This window comes from Streptomyces spinoverrucosus (assembly GCF_015712165.1).
GTDB lineage: Bacteria > Actinomycetota > Actinomycetes > Streptomycetales > Streptomycetaceae > Streptomyces > Streptomyces spinoverrucosus_A.
Map to the genome: position 1 here is coordinate 6,503,024 of NZ_JADPZX010000001.1, position 15,526 is coordinate 6,518,549.

At 70.2% G+C, this 15,526-nt stretch carries 11 protein-coding genes; 6 read left to right on the forward strand and 5 right to left on the reverse strand.

Annotated features, from left to right (window positions below; translation table 11 throughout):
• Positions 1-17: 17 nt before the first annotated feature.
• The 5 genes from I2W78_RS29540 (at position 18) to I2W78_RS29560 (ending at position 8,465) form a co-directional block, all read left to right on the forward strand.
• Positions 18-1,178, forward strand: coding sequence for an oxygenase MpaB family protein (locus tag I2W78_RS29540; protein ID WP_196463286.1), 1,161 nt, complete (start codon positions 18-20; stop codon positions 1,176-1,178).
• A gap of 35 nt (positions 1,179-1,213) precedes the next feature.
• Complete coding sequence (locus I2W78_RS29545; RefSeq protein WP_196463287.1) at positions 1,214-1,786, forward strand: GNAT family N-acetyltransferase; 573 nt, start codon at positions 1,214-1,216, stop codon at positions 1,784-1,786.
• Positions 1,787-1,879: 93 nt separating this feature from the next.
• Positions 1,880-2,296, forward strand: coding sequence for a hypothetical protein (locus I2W78_RS29550; protein WP_307783850.1), 417 nt, complete (start codon positions 1,880-1,882; stop codon positions 2,294-2,296).
• A gap of 264 nt (positions 2,297-2,560) precedes the next feature.
• Entirely contained in the window at positions 2,561-7,966 is a 5,406-nt protein-coding gene (gene pulA, locus I2W78_RS29555) for a pullulanase-type alpha-1,6-glucosidase (RefSeq protein ID WP_196463288.1), read from the forward strand.
• A gap of 142 nt (positions 7,967-8,108) precedes the next feature.
• Positions 8,109-8,465, forward strand: coding sequence for a 5-carboxymethyl-2-hydroxymuconate Delta-isomerase (locus I2W78_RS29560; protein ID WP_196463289.1), 357 nt, complete (start codon positions 8,109-8,111; stop codon positions 8,463-8,465).
• A 10-nt stretch (positions 8,466-8,475) separates the two neighbouring features.
• Here I2W78_RS29560 and I2W78_RS29565 read toward each other — a convergent pair whose 3' ends face one another.
• The 4 genes from I2W78_RS29565 to I2W78_RS29580 all read right to left on the reverse strand — a co-directional run bounded on the left by I2W78_RS29565 (position 8,476) and on the right by I2W78_RS29580 (position 13,231).
• Positions 8,476-9,165, reverse strand: a complete 690-nt coding sequence (locus tag I2W78_RS29565; RefSeq protein WP_196463290.1) for a TetR/AcrR family transcriptional regulator — start codon at positions 9,163-9,165, stop codon at positions 8,476-8,478.
• A 69-nt stretch (positions 9,166-9,234) separates the two neighbouring features.
• A complete protein-coding gene (locus tag I2W78_RS29570) occupies positions 9,235-10,275 on the reverse strand; it encodes a PDR/VanB family oxidoreductase (protein ID WP_196463291.1) in 1,041 nt (346 codons plus the stop codon).
• The gene (locus I2W78_RS29575; protein ID WP_196463292.1) at positions 10,275-11,228 is read right to left on the reverse strand and encodes a metal-dependent hydrolase; all 954 of its coding nucleotides are present in this window, start codon (positions 11,226-11,228) and stop codon (positions 10,275-10,277) included. Before I2W78_RS29575 ends, I2W78_RS29570 begins: the two co-directional genes overlap by 1 nt.
• A gap of 83 nt (positions 11,229-11,311) precedes the next feature.
• Entirely contained in the window at positions 11,312-13,231 is a 1,920-nt protein-coding gene (locus I2W78_RS29580) for a hypothetical protein (protein WP_196463293.1), read from the reverse strand.
• 200 nt (positions 13,232-13,431) lie between these two features.
• Here I2W78_RS29580 and I2W78_RS29585 point away from each other — a divergent pair, with 200 nt between their 5' ends.
• Positions 13,432-13,824: a hypothetical protein gene (locus I2W78_RS29585; RefSeq protein ID WP_196463294.1), complete on the forward strand. Its 393-nt coding sequence runs from the start codon at positions 13,432-13,434 to the stop codon at positions 13,822-13,824.
• A gap of 82 nt (positions 13,825-13,906) precedes the next feature.
• Here I2W78_RS29585 and I2W78_RS29590 read toward each other — a convergent pair whose 3' ends face one another.
• A complete protein-coding gene (locus I2W78_RS29590) occupies positions 13,907-15,460 on the reverse strand; it encodes a DUF1996 domain-containing protein (RefSeq protein WP_196463295.1) in 1,554 nt (517 codons plus the stop codon).
• Positions 15,461-15,526: the final 66 nt, after the last annotated feature.

Sequence of the window (15,526 nt, forward strand, 5' to 3'; positions counted from 1 at the left end):
ACACGAGGAGCCCTGCCATGACGTACACCGAGGCATCCATGGACGCGCTCCGCCGGGTCGGTGACGACCTGGCCGACGCCACCGTCGCCACGCTGTTCGAGCGCGGGGAGGTCGGCACGTTCAACACGCTGATGCGCCATGTCTCCACCGCGGGCGCTCCGCTGCCGGACGGGCTGCCCGATGTCGCCCGGGAGTACCTCCGGGCGACGAGCGCCCCGCCGGCCTGGGTCGACTGGGGCGAGATGGAGAAGGCGCGGCTGTTCTTCCTCGACAACAACGTGCACATCTCCACCGCGCTGTCCTTCGCGTCCATGCCCGCCTGTTACGTCGTCCCGCATGTGGCGCGGCTGCTGTCGGCGACGCACGGGCTGAAGTACCCCTCCAAACGGATGGCGGAGACCGGCCAGTTCACCGTCTACCTGATGCAGCCCGACGCCTTCGAGGCCGGCAGCCGCTTCATTCCCGCCGCCCAGAAGGTCCGCCTCCTGCACGCCTCGATCCGCCACCACCTCCGACGCGAGAACCGGTGGGACACCGGCACCCTCGGCACGCCGATCTGCCAGGAGGACATGATCGGCGGCCAGATGTTCTTCTCCCTGCTGGTGCTGGACAGCCTGCACCGCCTCGGCATCCACATGTCGACGGAGGGCGCGGAGGCCTACTACTACGCCTGGCGCGTGGTCGGTGCCATGCTCGGCGTCGACCAGGACGCCGTACCCAAGTCCCTCGACGAGGCCCGGCAGTTCCTCGATCGGTACATGATCCGGCACATGGGGCCGTCCGAGGAGGGCGCGCACCTGACCCGGCAGCTGATCGACCTCTACGAGGAGGTCGTGCCCGGCACCCTGTTCGACCCGATCGTCTCCGCCCTGATCCGCCACCTCGTCGGCGACACCTGCGCCGACTGGCTCCAGGTGCCGCGCACCCCGTGGGACACCGTCGTCCGGGCCGTGCCCCACCTGCTCGGCGTCCTCGAAACCATCGAGGACCGCTCACCCCTCGGGGCCTGGGCCCTGGACCGCCTCGGCCACCTCACCACGATCTTCGAGCTGTCCTCCCTCACCCGTGGACGCGTCATGCACTACGCCATCCCGGAACAGCTCAAGAAGGACTACGGCGTCGCCGGCACGGTGCCTCGCACCCACCGGTGGACGCCGCCCGCCGCGACGATCTCCTGAGGGCGCGCGTGGCGGCGCCGTGACATCGTGGTGCCATGCCCATAGAAGTTCGCCCGGCGTCGGTGTTCGAGGACGTCGCCGCCGTGCTCGGTCCCAAGTCACCCGGGGCCAGCGTCTGCTGGTGTCTGAGCTACCGGATCCCCTCCAGGCTCAACAACGAGCTGCGCGGCCCGGCCCGCGGTGAGTACGTGGCCCGGTTGTGCGGCACGGACCCCCCTCCGGGGGTGCTCGCCTACGACGGTGACGTGCCGGTCGGCTGGGCCGCCGTGGCGCCCCGCGCGGACACGTCCTTCGCACGCAACCGCAAGATCCCGCACGTCGACGACCTGCCCGTCTGGTCGCTGTGGTGCGTCCGCGTGCGCCCCGGCCACCGCAAGCAGGGCATCACGCACGCCCTCATCGCCGGCGCGGTCGACTTCGCCCGCACCCACGGCGCCCCGGTGATCGAGGCGTACCCCCTCGACAACGGTGACGCCAAGGTCGACCTGACGATGGCCTACGCCGGTCTCCGCAAGAACTTCGAACGCGCGGGCTTCGTCCACGCCGCCGACACCACGTCCGTCCTGGCCGGTCATCCGCGGATCCTGATGCGGCTCGACCTGCGGTGACGAGCGAGCAGACGAGTAAGTACAGGTACTCATGTGCCGGTTCACTTCGCTCAGCAGACTGTGGTGTCCATGACGGACCACAGAGGAGCGAACGTGAGACGCATCAGCACAGCTCTGGCCGTGACGGCGCTGGCGGCCTTCGGGCTGACGGGCGTGGGCGCGGGTGCCGCCGCCGCGGCGGCCGACGACCTGCTGCCCCACCCCGGCCCGGAAGGCCTGGTGTGGGTGGGCGAACGCACGGGTGACGGCGGCGTCGTGTCGGCCGGCGTGTGGGAGAGCCTGCCGACCGTACTCACCGTGGCCTGCGAGGGCGGTGGCAGCGTGCGGGTGACGATGGAGTCGCAGGGGACGGAGGTCGCCGCGTTCTCGGTCGACTGCCCGGCCGGGACCGCCGGGGTGGGCTCGGTGACCATGGATGCCGGAGTGGTCCGTTCCGGCTCCTTCTCCGTGGCCGTCGACGCTTCGGCGGAGTCGATCCGCTGGGGGCTGACGGTGACACAGCCCGAGTAGCCGGCATTCCGTCGCCTGCACCGGCGGCGGTGTGCGACAGATCGACACGAAGCAGCCCCGTCGGCGCAGAAGTTGGCGGGGCTGTTCGCATGAGTGCGACACGCCTCGCACTGAAACTTCTTGCTAAGTGTTTCAACACTCTTGCTGTAAACCTTTCGTCAGCGATACGGTCGCACCCGGGCGCCCGGCGACGAAGCCGTGCCGCGGGCGCAGGGGTCGGACTCAAGGACTCACAAGAGCCGCAATCGCAAGGAGTTCACGCTCGTGATACCGAGATGGCGGGCGCCCCGCAGGCGCCGTACCGCCCATGTCAGACGGGTCGCGGCCGTCACCGTGGCCGCGCTCGCCGCAGCGCTCGTCCAACCCCTCGCCGCCAGGGCCGCCACCCCGCCCCCGCCGCCGTCCGACGCGAGGCTCGCCGCCGAGCCCGCTCGGCACGACCTCACCCGGGAGCAGTTCTACTTCGTTCTGCCGGACCGTTTCGCCAATGGCGACAAGGGCAACGACCGCGGCGGGCTCACCGGTTCGCGTCTCACCACCGGCTACGACCCCACCGACAAGGGCTTCTACCAGGGCGGCGACCTCAAGGGCCTGACCCGCAAGCTCGACTACATCAAGGGCCTCGGCACCACCGCCATCTGGCTCGCCCCGATCTTCAAGAACCAGCCGGTGCAGGGCGAGGGCACCAACGCCTCCGCCGGCTACCACGGTTACTGGATCACCGACTTCACCCAGGTCGACCCGCACTTCGGCACCAACAAGGACCTCGAAACCCTCATCGCCAAGGCGCACGCCAAGGGCATGAAGGTCTTCTTCGACGTCATCACCAACCACACCGCCGACGTCGTCGACTACGAGGAGAAGTCCTACGACTACCTCTCCAAGGGCGCCTTCCCGTATCTGACCGAGGACGGCGAGCCCTTCGACGACGCCGACCACGCGGACGGGAAGCGGGACTTCCCCGAGGTCGACAAGGCCACCTTCCCGCGCACGCCCGTCGTTCCCGCCGCCAAGCGGAACGTCAAGGTCCCCTCCTGGCTCAACGACCCGACGATGTACCACAACCGCGGCGACTCCACCTGGGCCGGTGAGTCCGCCACCTACGGCGACTTCGTGGGCCTGGACGACCTGTGGACCGAGCGTCCCGAGGTCGTCGAGGGCATGGAGAAGATCTACCAGCGGTGGGTCAGGGACTTCGACATCGACGGCTTCCGGATCGACACCGTGAAGCACGTCAACATGGAGTTCTGGACCCAGTGGGCCACGGCCCTGGACGCCTACGCGGCCAAGCAGGGGCGCGACGACTTCTTCATGTTCGGCGAGGTGTACTCGTCCGACACCTCCGTGACCTCCCCGTACGTCACCCAGGGCCGCCTCGACTCCACGCTCGACTTCCCCTTCCAGGACGCGGCCCGCGCCTACGCATCCCAGGGCGGCAGCGCCCAGCGGCTGGCGTCGGTCTTCGGTGACGACTACAAGTACACGACCGGCACGGCCAACGCGTACGAGCAGGTCACCTTCCTCGGCAACCACGACATGGGCCGCATCGGGACCTTCCTCAAGCAGGACAACGAGGGCGCGAGCGACGCCGAGTTGCTGAAGAAGGCCGGGCTCGCCAACGAGCTGATGTTCCTCAGCCGCGGCAACCCGGTGATCTACTACGGCGACGAGCAGGGCTTCACCGGCGCGGGCGGCGACAAGGACGCCCGCCAGACGATGTTCGCCTCCGCCACCGCCGACTACCTCGACGACGACCAGCTCGGCACGGACCGTACGCACGCCGTCGACGCCTACGACACCGGAGCACCGCTCTACCGGCAGATCAGTGCTCTCGCCAAGCTGCGCAAGGCCCACCCCGCCCTCGCCGACGGAGTCCAGACCGAGCGGTACGCGGCCGACGGCGCCGGCGTCTACGCCGTCACCCGCACGGACGCGAAGACCGGCACCGAATACGTCGTCGCCTTCAACAACGCGGGCGAGGCGAAGTCGGCGACCTTCCCGACCGGCTCCGCCGACATGGGCTTCGACGGCATCTACGGAACCGACCAGCACCTGAAGTCCGACGCCGACCGGAAGGTGACCGTCACCGTCCCGGCCCGGTCCGCGGTCGTCTACAAGGCCACCGGCAAGGTCCCCGCCCCCGCCACCAAGCCGACGATCACCCTCGCCGGCCCCGCCCCCGGCGCCACCGGCACGGTCGAGGTCACGGCCGACGTCGACGGCGGCGGGCTCAACCGCGTCGTGTTCGCCGCCCAGACCGGCACCGGCAAGTGGCGCACCCTCGGCTCCGCCGACCACGCCCCCTACAAGGTCACCCACACCATCGGCAAGGACGTCGAGCCCGGCACCGCCCTGCGCTACAAGGCGGTCGTCATCGACTCCGCCGGCCGCACCGCGAGCGCCACGGCCACCAGCACCACCGGCACGCCGACCACCGAGCAGCCCCCCACCGCCGGCTCCCGCGACTACGCGATCGTCCACTACAACCGCCCCGACGGGAACTACGCCGACTGGGGCCTGTACGCCTGGGGCGACCTCGCCGACGGCGAGTCGACCACCTGGCCGGACAGCCACCCCTTCATCGGCCGCGACGCCTACGGCGCCTTCGCCTACGTCAAGCTCAAGCCCGGCGCCTCGAACATCGGCTTCCTGGTCATCGACAAGGACGGCGACAAGGACGTCTCCGCCGACCGCACGATCGACGTGACGAAGACCGGCGAGATCTGGATCGAGCAGGGCAAGGAGACCGTCCGCACCGAGCGCCCGGAGTACCCGGCGCAGGACAAGTCCAAGGCCGTACTGCACTACCACCGCGCCGACGGCGCCTACGACGGCTGGGGCCTGCACGTCTGGACGGGCGCCGCGCAGCCCACCGACTGGTCGAAGCCCCTGATGCCGGTGAAGACTGATTCCTATGGCGCGGTCTTCGAGGTGCCGCTCACCGAGGGTGCCACCAGCCTCAGCTACATCATCCACAAGGGCGACGAGAAGGACCTCTCCGCCGACCAGGCGCTCGACCTCAAGGCCAGCGGCCACGAGGTGTGGCTCTTGAACGGCCAGGAGAAGTACCTGCTGCCGCAGCCGGCGGGCAGCGCCGCCGCGCTCGACCTGACGACCTCCAAGGCCATCTGGATCGACCGGAACACGGTGGCCTGGAACGGCTCCGACGCGGCCGCGTCCACCCAGCTGCTGTACTCGCGCGACGGCGCCATCAAGGCCGAGAACGGCACGCTCACCGGCGACGACGCCAAGTGGCTCCGCCTGACGAAAACCGCCCTCACCGATGACCAGAAGACCAAGTTCCCGCACCTGAAGGACTACACCGCCTGGTCCGTCGACCCCCGCGACCGCGACCGGGTCCGCGAGGCCCTGCGCGGCCAGGTCGTCGCCGCCCAGCGGGCCGCGAACGGCGCCGTGCTCGCCGCGACCGGCGTCCAGATCGCGGGCGTACTCGACGATCTGTACGACGCGACGAAGGCGGACCTCGGCCCGACCTTCCACAAGGGCCGCCCCACCCTGTCCGTCTGGGCGCCGACCGCCCAGTCCGTCTCCCTGGAGCTGGACGGCTCCCTCAAGCCGATGCGGCGGAACGCCACGACCGGCGTCTGGTCCGTCACCGGCCCCGCGTCCTGGAAGAACAAGCCCTACCGGTACGTCGTGAAGGTCTGGGCCCCCAGCGTCCGCGAGGTCGTCACCAACAAGGTCACCGACCCCTACTCCCTCGCCCTCACCACCGACTCCGAGCGCAGCCTCGTCGTCGACCTCGCCGACAGGTCGCTGAAGCCCAGCGGCTGGACGTCACTGCGCAAGCCCAGGGCCGTGCCGCTGAAGGACGCCCAGATCCAGGAGCTGCACATCCGGGACTTCTCCGTCGAGGACGGCACGGCCGAGCACCGCGGCACCTACCTCGCCTTCACCGACAAGGGGAGTGACGGCAGCAAGCACCTGCGCGAGCTCGCCGACTCCGGGACCTCGTACGTCCATCTCCTCCCGGCCTTCGACATCGCCACCATCCCCGAACGCCGCGCGGACCAGTCAACCGTCGACTGCGACCTCGCCGCCCTCCCGGCGGACTCCGAGCGGCAGCAGGAATGCGTGTCCGCGATCGCCGCCAAGGACGCCTACAACTGGGGCTACGACCCGTACCACTACACGGTCCCGGAGGGCTCCTACGCCACCGACCCGGACGGCACGGCCCGTACGGTCGAGTTCCGCGAGATGGTCAAGGCGCTGAACGAGGACGGCCTGCGCGTCGTCATGGACGTCGTCTACAACCACACGGCGGCCGGCGGGCAGGCGCCAACCAGCGTCCTCGACCGGATCGTGCCCGGCTACTACCAGCGGCTCCTCGCGGACGGCACGGTCGCGAACAGCACCTGCTGTGCCAACACCGCCCCCGAGAACGCCATGATGGGCAAGCTCGTCGTCGACTCGATCGTCACCTGGGCCAAGCAGTACAAGGTGGACGGTTTCCGCTTCGACCTCATGGGCCACCACCCGAAGGCCAACATCCTCGCCGTCCGCGAGGCCCTCGACGCGCTGACCCTCGAAAAGGACGGCGTCGACGGCAAGAAGATCATCCTGTACGGCGAGGGCTGGAACTTCGGCGAGATCGCCGACGACGCCCGCTTCGAGCAGGCCACGCAGAAGAACATGGCCGGCACCGGGATCGCCACGTTCTCCGACCGCGCCCGTGACGCCGTGCGCGGCGGCGGCCCCTTCGACGAGGACCCCGGCATCCAGGGCTTCGCGTCCGGGCTGTACAACGAGCCCAACTCGTCCACGAACAACGGCACGCCCCAGGAGCAGAAGGCCCGGCTGCTGCACTACCAGGACCTGATCAAGGTCGGGCTGTCCGGCAATCTCGCCGAGTACCGCTTCACCGACACCAGCGGCAAGGAGGTCAAGGGCTCCGAGGTCGACTACAACGGCTCGCCCGCCGGATACGCGGCCGCCCCCGGCGACGCCCTCGCATACGCCGACGCACACGACAACGAGACCCTCTTCGACGCGCTCGCCTTCAAGCTGCCCGCGTCGGTGAGTGCCTCCGACCGGGCCCGGATGCAGGTCCTCGCCATGGCCACGGCCACCCTCTCGCAGGGCCCGTCGCTCTCCCAGGCCGGCACCGACCTGCTGCGCTCCAAGTCCCTGGACCGCAACTCCTACGACAGCGGTGACTGGTTCAACGCCATCCACTGGAACTGCGCCGACGGCAACGGCTTCGGACGCGGACTGCCGATGGCCGCCGACAACCGGTCCAAGTGGTCGTACGCCAAGCCGCTGTTGACCTCGGTCGGGGTCGGCTGCACACAGATCGAGGGGGCCTCGGCGGCGTACCGGGATCTGCTGAAGATCCGTACGACGGAGAACGCCTTCTCCCTCGACACGACCGAGCGGGTCCAGCAGCAGCTCTCCTTCCCGCTGTCCGGCAGGGAGGAGACACCCGGCGTGATCACCATGCGACTCGGCGACCTGGTCGTCGTCTTCAACGCGACGCCGAAGCGGCAGGAGCAGCGGATCGCCGCGCTGGCCGGGGACGGCTACCGGCTGCACCCGGGCCAGGCGACGGGCGCGGACCCGGTCGTCAAGGGCTCGGCCTACGCGGCGGACTCGGGCACGTTCACCGTCCCGGCCCGCACGGTCGCAGTCTTCGTCCGGGCAGCGCCCTAAGGGGCGCGGGGCTGTATCGATATGCGGCTCCGCCGCGTGGGCGCGACCAGCCACAACGCACCCGCACCCGAAAGACGGCCCATCGCCGCACAACCCGTGGAGCATAGGGTGCTCCTGTCCGCCGTAGAAAGCAGGAGCACCCATGCCGCAGATCACCGTCGACTACTCCGCCCGGCTGGCCGACGACTTCGACCGGCCCGCGTTCGCGCGGGCGATGCACGACGCGGTGGTCGACATCGCCGCCGCCAAGCTCCCGGCGTGCAAGACGCAGTTCCGCCGTACCGAGGACACCACGGTCGGCCCGGACACCGAGGGGCACGCGATCGTGCACGTGACGATGGGACTGCTGGCCGGGCGTACCGACGAGACCAAGGCCCGACTCACCGAGGCCGTACTGGAGCTGCTGCGGCAGCACCTCAAGCCCGCCGAGGGTCTCGCCCTGCACGCCTCGGCCGAGGTGCGCGACCTCGACCCGTCGTACCGGAAGTTCGACGCCTGAAAAGAGTCGCTCAGGACGCCAGCGTGATCAGCCGGGCCGCCAGATCGCTGAACGGCCCGTCGGTCGGCTCGTCCTTGAGGACCTGGCGCATCAGCATCGCCATCTCCTCGTCGTAGGCCGCGCTGACGGCCGCCAGCGCCGCGAAGTCGTGCACGAGCTGGTACTCCAGCTCGGCACGCGGGATGCGTCGGCCGTCCAGCCAGATCAACGCCGTCGACTCGGCGAGCGAGATCCATGACCGCACGACCAGCTCCAGTCGCGCGGGCGGATCCTCGACGCCGAGATGCGAAAGGATTTGGTCATACGCGGCCTGCCGTACGGCATCGATGAGCGCGTTCGTCCGTGACGAACCCACCGCCGGTCCGCCCCGCATCAACGCCGAGAAACCGGGGCCGTGGTCGTCGACGAAGTCGAAGAAGCGGCGCATCACCCGCAGCAGACGCGCACCGAGGGGACCCTCGTACGGTTCGACGAACCGGCCCGCCAGATCGTCCGCCGCCCGCTGCAACGCGGCCTCGTACAGGCTGAGTTTGCCGGGGAAGTAGTGGTAGACCAGCGGGCGCGAGATGCCCGCGGCGGACGCTATCTCGTCGATGGAGACCTCGTCGGGGGAGCGGCGGCTGAACAGTTCGAGGGCGACGCCGATCAACTGCTGCCGCCGCTCCTCGACACCCATTCTGCGGCGAACCCCGGTAGACATACGAACACCTTACCGATCGGATCCGGCCTTGAACGGACAGGACCGGTGCGGGGCGTTCAGCGGTACCGATCACATATCCAGCACGAGCCGTTCACCTCGCGCCCGCGACACGCAGATCAGCATCGAGTCGGCCCGCTCCCCGTCGGTCAGCAACTCGTCCCGGTGATCGACCGCACCCTCCAGCACCCGCTGTTGGCAGGTCCCGCAGAAGCCCTGCTCACAGGAGTACGCGGTGTTCGGCAGCTCGGCCCGCACGGCGGCGAGTACCGTGCTGTCGGCGGGCACGGTCAACGACCGCCCACTGCGGCGGAGTTCCACCTCGAAGGAACCGTTGCCGTCGACCGACGTCCGGGGCGCGAACCGCTCCAGGCGGACCTCCGGAAACCGTTCCTCGACCGCGGTCAGCAACCCCCCGGGCCCACAGCAGTACACGACGGTGTCTTGACGCAGGCCCGTGAACAGCGCGTCCAGATCCGGCAGTCCGGCCTCGTCCTCGGCCACCACGGTCACCCGATCGCCGCCGAGCTTCCCGACCTCCTCCAGAAACGGCATCGACGCCCGCGTCCGGCCGCCGTAGAGCAGCCGCCACTCCACCCCCTCCGGCAGCGCCCGCAGCATCGGCAGGATCGGAGTGATCCCGATGCCCCCGGCGACGAAGACGTACGAGTCCGCCGCGACCAGCGGGAAGCGGTTCCGGGGCCCCCGCACCTCGATCTCCGTCCCCTCCCGTACCTGCTCGTGCACCTCCCGCGAGCCACCGCGCCCGTCCGGCACGAGCCGGGTGGCGACGGTGTACGACGAGGTGTCCTCCGGGTCCCCGCACAGCGAGTACTGCCGCACCAGCCCCGACGGCAGCACCAGGTCGAGATGCGCCCCGGGCTCCCAACGCGGCAAGTCGTGGCCTTCGAGGCGGAGTTGTACGACCCCCTCGGCGATCGTCTCCCGTGCGGTGACCCGGAGCCTGAGTGCGCGCGAACGCGGCCGCCCGGAGATCGGCTCCTCCAGGGCCGGCATCGGCCACAGGGGCGAGGCCTGGATCCGGCGCCGCATCGCCCGCCGGGCCAGCAGCGCGGCCCCCGCGACGACCACCACAGTGCGCGCCCTCGGCATCACGCGCCCCTCTTCTCGACGGCGATATCGGAGGTGACATCGGAGGCGGCATCGACGGCGACACCGGCGGCGAGAGCCGCGGGCGACGAGGCGAGATAGGCGACCGCCTGCTCGGTGGAACCCTCCTGCGACGGGTGGTACGTACGGCTCAGATAGCGCGGGATCGACCTCGCCATGTCACCGGTCGTCGGCAGCACACCCCGCCTGCCGCGCACGTAGAAGTCCTTGAACGTGGCCTTTCCGCCCAGCAGCGTCGGGTCGTTCGCCATGAAGAAACGCGCCCCGCGCTGCCACAGGAACACCAGCGCCGAGAAGGCGGTCGCCCAGGTGCGGACGCGGCGCGCGTAGCCGCCGTCGACGTGCATGAAGAGGTCGAAGGCGACCGATCGGTGCTCGACCTCCTCGGCGCCGTGCCAGCGCAGCAGGTCCAGCATGGTCGGATCGGCCCCGCGCCGGTCCAGTTCCCCGGCGTTGAGCACCCAGTCGCCGAGGAAGGCGGTGTAGTGCTCGATCGCCGCGATCAGCGCGACCCGCTCCATCAGCCACCACCGACGCGCCCGGCCCGGAGGCAGCGTCCGGTCCCCGAGCAGTTTCTCGAAGAGCCAGTCGACCTGGGCGGTGTACGGCGTCGGGTCGAGCCCCTGCTCCCTCAGATGCGGCAGCACCTCGTCGTGGGCCTGGGAGTGCATCGCCTCCTGCCCGATGAACCCGATGACGTCCTCGCGCAGCCGGTCGTCCCGTATGTACGGCAGCACCTGCTTGTACACATGCACGAACCACCGCTCACCGGCGGGCAGCAGCAGATGCAGCACATTGATGGTGTGCGTGGTGAACGGATCCCCGGGCACCCAGTGCAGCGGCGTGTCCTCCCAGGAGAAGGACACCTTCCGCGCCTTGAGCGGTATGCGCTCGGACTCCACGGGGCGGGGCACCCGGGCCTGCGTATTAGACATGGCGTCAATGTACTGACGGGTAAGTCGCGACGGAACCCTTGTGCCGCGACTTGATGACGCCGACGTCAGCTACGGCCTGTCGGCTACCGCAGGCCGTTGACCGACCGTCCGTCCGTCAGGGTCGCCTTCAGCCCGGCCCGGGCGCCCTGCTTCGCCTTCGCTGCCAGCAGGTTGCCCTGCGCGGTCTGCGCCACCCCGCCCGTCGCGCTGATCGACGCGGTGTCGCGGCTGCCCGCCGCCAGCAGATACCAGGGGCCCGCCTCGGACTTCCACAGCACCCCGGCCAGCACATGCGGGTCGCGGGCCCCGCACGCCGCCACGTCCTCGGCCTTCGCGGCGACCGCCCCGTACTTCCCGCCCGGCGTGTGGAACTGCGCCAGCACCCGCTCGCCGCCGCCCCGCCAGGTCTCCCCACGCGTGCACACCCACGCCGCCGTGCCGCTCGCGTCGGGCAGCGGCTGCTCTGCGTACTGCCAGGCGTTCACGGACCGTACGCCGTGCCCGCGCAGGTCGCCCAGCGAACAGCCGAACGGCGCCCAGGTGCGCAACGCCTCCGCCCCGGACGCGTCGTGCGTCGAGCCCGGACGGCCGGTGGTGAGGCGGGCGGGGACCAGTTCGCCGAGGTCGGTCATCAGCCGCGTACCGGAGTCGTCGGTGACCTGTAGGACGTTCCAGGACGTGCACGCGCCGGTCCGGGTGGCGGGGCTGGCCAGCGGTGCGGTGACGCCGTTGGTGAGGCCGAGGTCCATCGCGCCGGAGCCCGGCTTCATCAGGTCCCGCTCGGCCGTCTTCCTCACCCAGGGCGCGGTCAGGTAGCGGACGTTGCCGTCGGTCCGGTTCAGCACCACCGCGTTCGCCTCGATGCGGCTCGCGCCGTCCGCGCGGGCGAAGTCGAGGGCGGCGCCGGCCGTGCCGTCCTTCGGCTCGGCGTAGCGGGCGATGCGCAGACCGTCGTAGAAGATCACCACGCGGGCGTTGTCGACGGTCCCGGCGTAGAGCAGCTGGGGCGGGCCGGGCGGGCCGCCGGTCGGGGTGCCGGGGGTCGCCGAGACCTGGACGGTTTCACCGGGGCGGGCCCAGACGGTGAGGGCGCGGCGCAGCAGCGCGCGGTCGGTGGTGAGGTCGCCGCGGGCGGGCCAGACGGAGAAGTCGGTGCGGGTGGCGGACTGCCAGGCGGCGGGGGAGACCTTCAGCAGCCTGCTGGGGTCGAGGGCCGCCTGGGCCGCCGGGTTCTGCGCGTACGGCGGAGCGGCGGCGCCGTCGGGGCCCCAGCCGTCGCCGGGCAGGGCGAGCAGTGCCCCGCACACGGCGAGAGCCGCGGCACCGGCGAGCGCGGCCTTCAGGTGCTGGCGGCGGCGCATCAGGTCGGTGGGCCTGGCCTGCAGCGAGCAGGGGTCGAACTCGGGGGAGTCGAGCAGCGTGTACTGCGCCGGGACGCTGTCGGCCTCCTGGAGCGCGGCGTCCGGGTCGGTGACGCCGGCGGTGCGCAGAACGTGGTGCACGTCGCTGTCGGGGAGCCGCTCCAGGCCGCGCAGGACGTAGGCGGCGCGGGCGGGGGCGGAGAGCGCGGACAGCTGCTGGTCCAGGGCGAGTTCGTCGGCGCCGCCGGAGCGCGGGAAGAGGCGCAGACCCCACACCTGGGGGAGCACCGGCGGCAGCTGGGACCGCTTGGGCCACGCCTTGCGCCGCAGCGGCAGGCCGGCCTCCAGTGCCGTGCGCAGCACCTGGAGGCGGACGAAGGCGTAGCCCGGGTCGCCGTCGCGGCCGGTCGACTGGGCCGGGATCACCGACGCCGCGGCGCGACCGCGGGGCAGCGCGCGCTGGGTGAGGGCGTGCGCGGTCAGGACACGCCGGTTGCGGCCCAGGCCGGGCGGCAGCACCAGGTAGGCGAGACGGACCAGCCGCGGGTAGTGCTCGACGAGCGCGGCCTCGGCCTGCTCGACGTCGACGACCGGGGCGGAAGCGGAAGACGTGGGGCGCGGGGCGACATCCTGTGACTGCACGTTCAGCAGAACGAGCGAATCGGCGTGAGGTCACCGACGCACGGGTGCGGTGAGCCGCCGGGGTTGACGAACACGCGGGCGTGGAGTCCGCCGTCGACCGAGTGCGCGTCGGAGGCCGTCGGATTGAGCACCGGGCCATTCCCAGCCGTATCGAACGGGGGGCACAGGTGTGTGCCTTCCTTGACCGACCGGAGGAACAGATGAGGTTGACCCGTCCGATGCTCGCCGTGAGCGGTGCGGTCGCGGTGCTGGCGCTCGCGGGCTGCGGCTCCGGCGCCGACCAGGCGGCCGAGACGGCGACCGGCAGCCTGGAACAGCTGGCCGCCGAGGTGAAGTGCACGCCGAACATCCAGATCGACGCGGACGAGCTCCGCCAGGCCATCTGCAAGGAGGGCGACGAGAAGTACATCCTCGCCACCTTCGCCACCGACCGCGGCCAGCGCGAGTGGATCAACGAGTCCAAGCGCATGGGGGGCTTCTTCCTCGTCGGCCGCAAGTGGGTCGCCGTCGGCCACAAGGACGTCGTGACGGACCTGGGCGGGGAGCTCGGGGGGACGCTGGAGATCGGCGCCGACCACTCCGGCCATCACTGAAGCCGGCGTTCTTCGGCCGGACGCGAGAAGGCCGGCGGTGGGAGATCCCACCGCCGGCCTTCTTGGGTCACCGGCTACCGCGTCACTGGCAGTCCTGACCGCTGTTGATGCATTCGACCACCTGGTTCATCAGGTCATCGTCCATGACGTTGATGAAGTCGTTGTGGTCGGTGATCGGCTTGTGCAGCTCCTCCGGGAAGCCGTCCACCGCGAACGGGGTTTGCAGCTGTCCGTTCTCGATGACCGGGGCCGGCACGTCGTACACCAGCCGGATCTGCAGCTGGGGGATGGCCTGGAAGCCGTTCGAGCAGCTGCCGTCCGCCTCGACGAAGTCGACGTGGGCGCGGTGGTTGGCGCTGTCGATGTTCTGGCCGTCCCAGCAGCTCTGGAAGTTGGCCGTGCGGACCACCTTGCTGCCTTCGGGGCAGATCGGGTACTTGTCCGTCAGCTGCCTGTCCTCGAAGCCGGTGCAGCTCCAGGAGGCGTTGGCGTTGGCGTCGCCGCCGGTGAAGGCGTTGGCGGCGCCGGTGATGATGCGCAGGAACTTCGGCATCGCGACGACGTCGCCCTGCTTGTTGCCGACGAACTTGATCTCCGCCGTCTCGGCCTTCAGGATCCGGCCGAGGTTGCCCTCGGCGCCACCGCCCAGCTCGTTCTGGTCGAACTCCTGGGTGCCGTCCTGGAGCCGGAGCACCGGCCAGTAGTACGTGGACTTGTCGTCCTGGTTCTGGCAGCTGGTCTCGGCGTTGTCGAGATCCTGGTCGCTGGCGAAGGCGTTGTTGCCCTGGTTGCCGACGTAGTCGTGCGTGTGCCGCGCGCCGTTGTCGACACCGGGGGCGACGATCAGGTTGTCGGTGTTGAAGTTGTTGTTCTCGTTGACACCGCAGACCGTGGTGAAGCTGCCCTGCGAACCGCTGTCGCCGTTCGCCTTCAGCCCGTTCCCGTTGGCCGGGGGCGTGTTCGGCTGGACGGTGGTGATGTCGACGAAGTCGTCGGCCACCGGCCCGGCGGCGCCGTTGCCGTTGTCCCCGACCTGGCCCTGACCGTTGTCCTGGCCGTTGCCGTTGCCCTGGCCGTTGTCCTGGCCCTGACCATTGTCCTGGCCCTGGCCGTTGTCCTGGCCGTCGTTGTTCTGGTCGCCGTTGCCGTCGTTGGGCTGCGGCTGCTCGGCCGGCACGCCCTTGCACTGTGCGAACTTCGACAGTCCCCGCGGAGCGGTGCCGCCCACACGCTTGATGTTGATACCGATGCGGTCGATCGCCGCGACGCGCTTGGACTTCAGCGGTCCGAGGATCGCGTTGTCGACGTAGGCCGGGTCGCCCGCCTGGGCCTGCCGCGTGGAGGCGAGGCGGGTGTACGCGTCGGTGATCTGCTTGTCCAGGTTGGCGAGCTCCCTGGCGACGCCGTAGCGCGCCTGCTTCGGCACCTTCCTGAGCTTCAGACCGACGTCAGGGCAGGAGATCGTGGCGATCTGGGCCCCTGCTGACCTCGTGTTGTTCGACCAGCGGTTCTCCTCGTGTGCCGAGGCATAGAAGTTCGCCCAGACCAGCCCGCCCCCACCGAGCGCTAGGGCCGCCGATGCGGCAATGGCCTTGGTGGCCAGCGACGAACGGCGTTTTCGTGTATTGCGTCCCATGGAACTCCTCTGACTTCCTTGCGGGGCAGCACCGAGGCGCCCGACAGGAGTGAAGCGGCGCCCTCC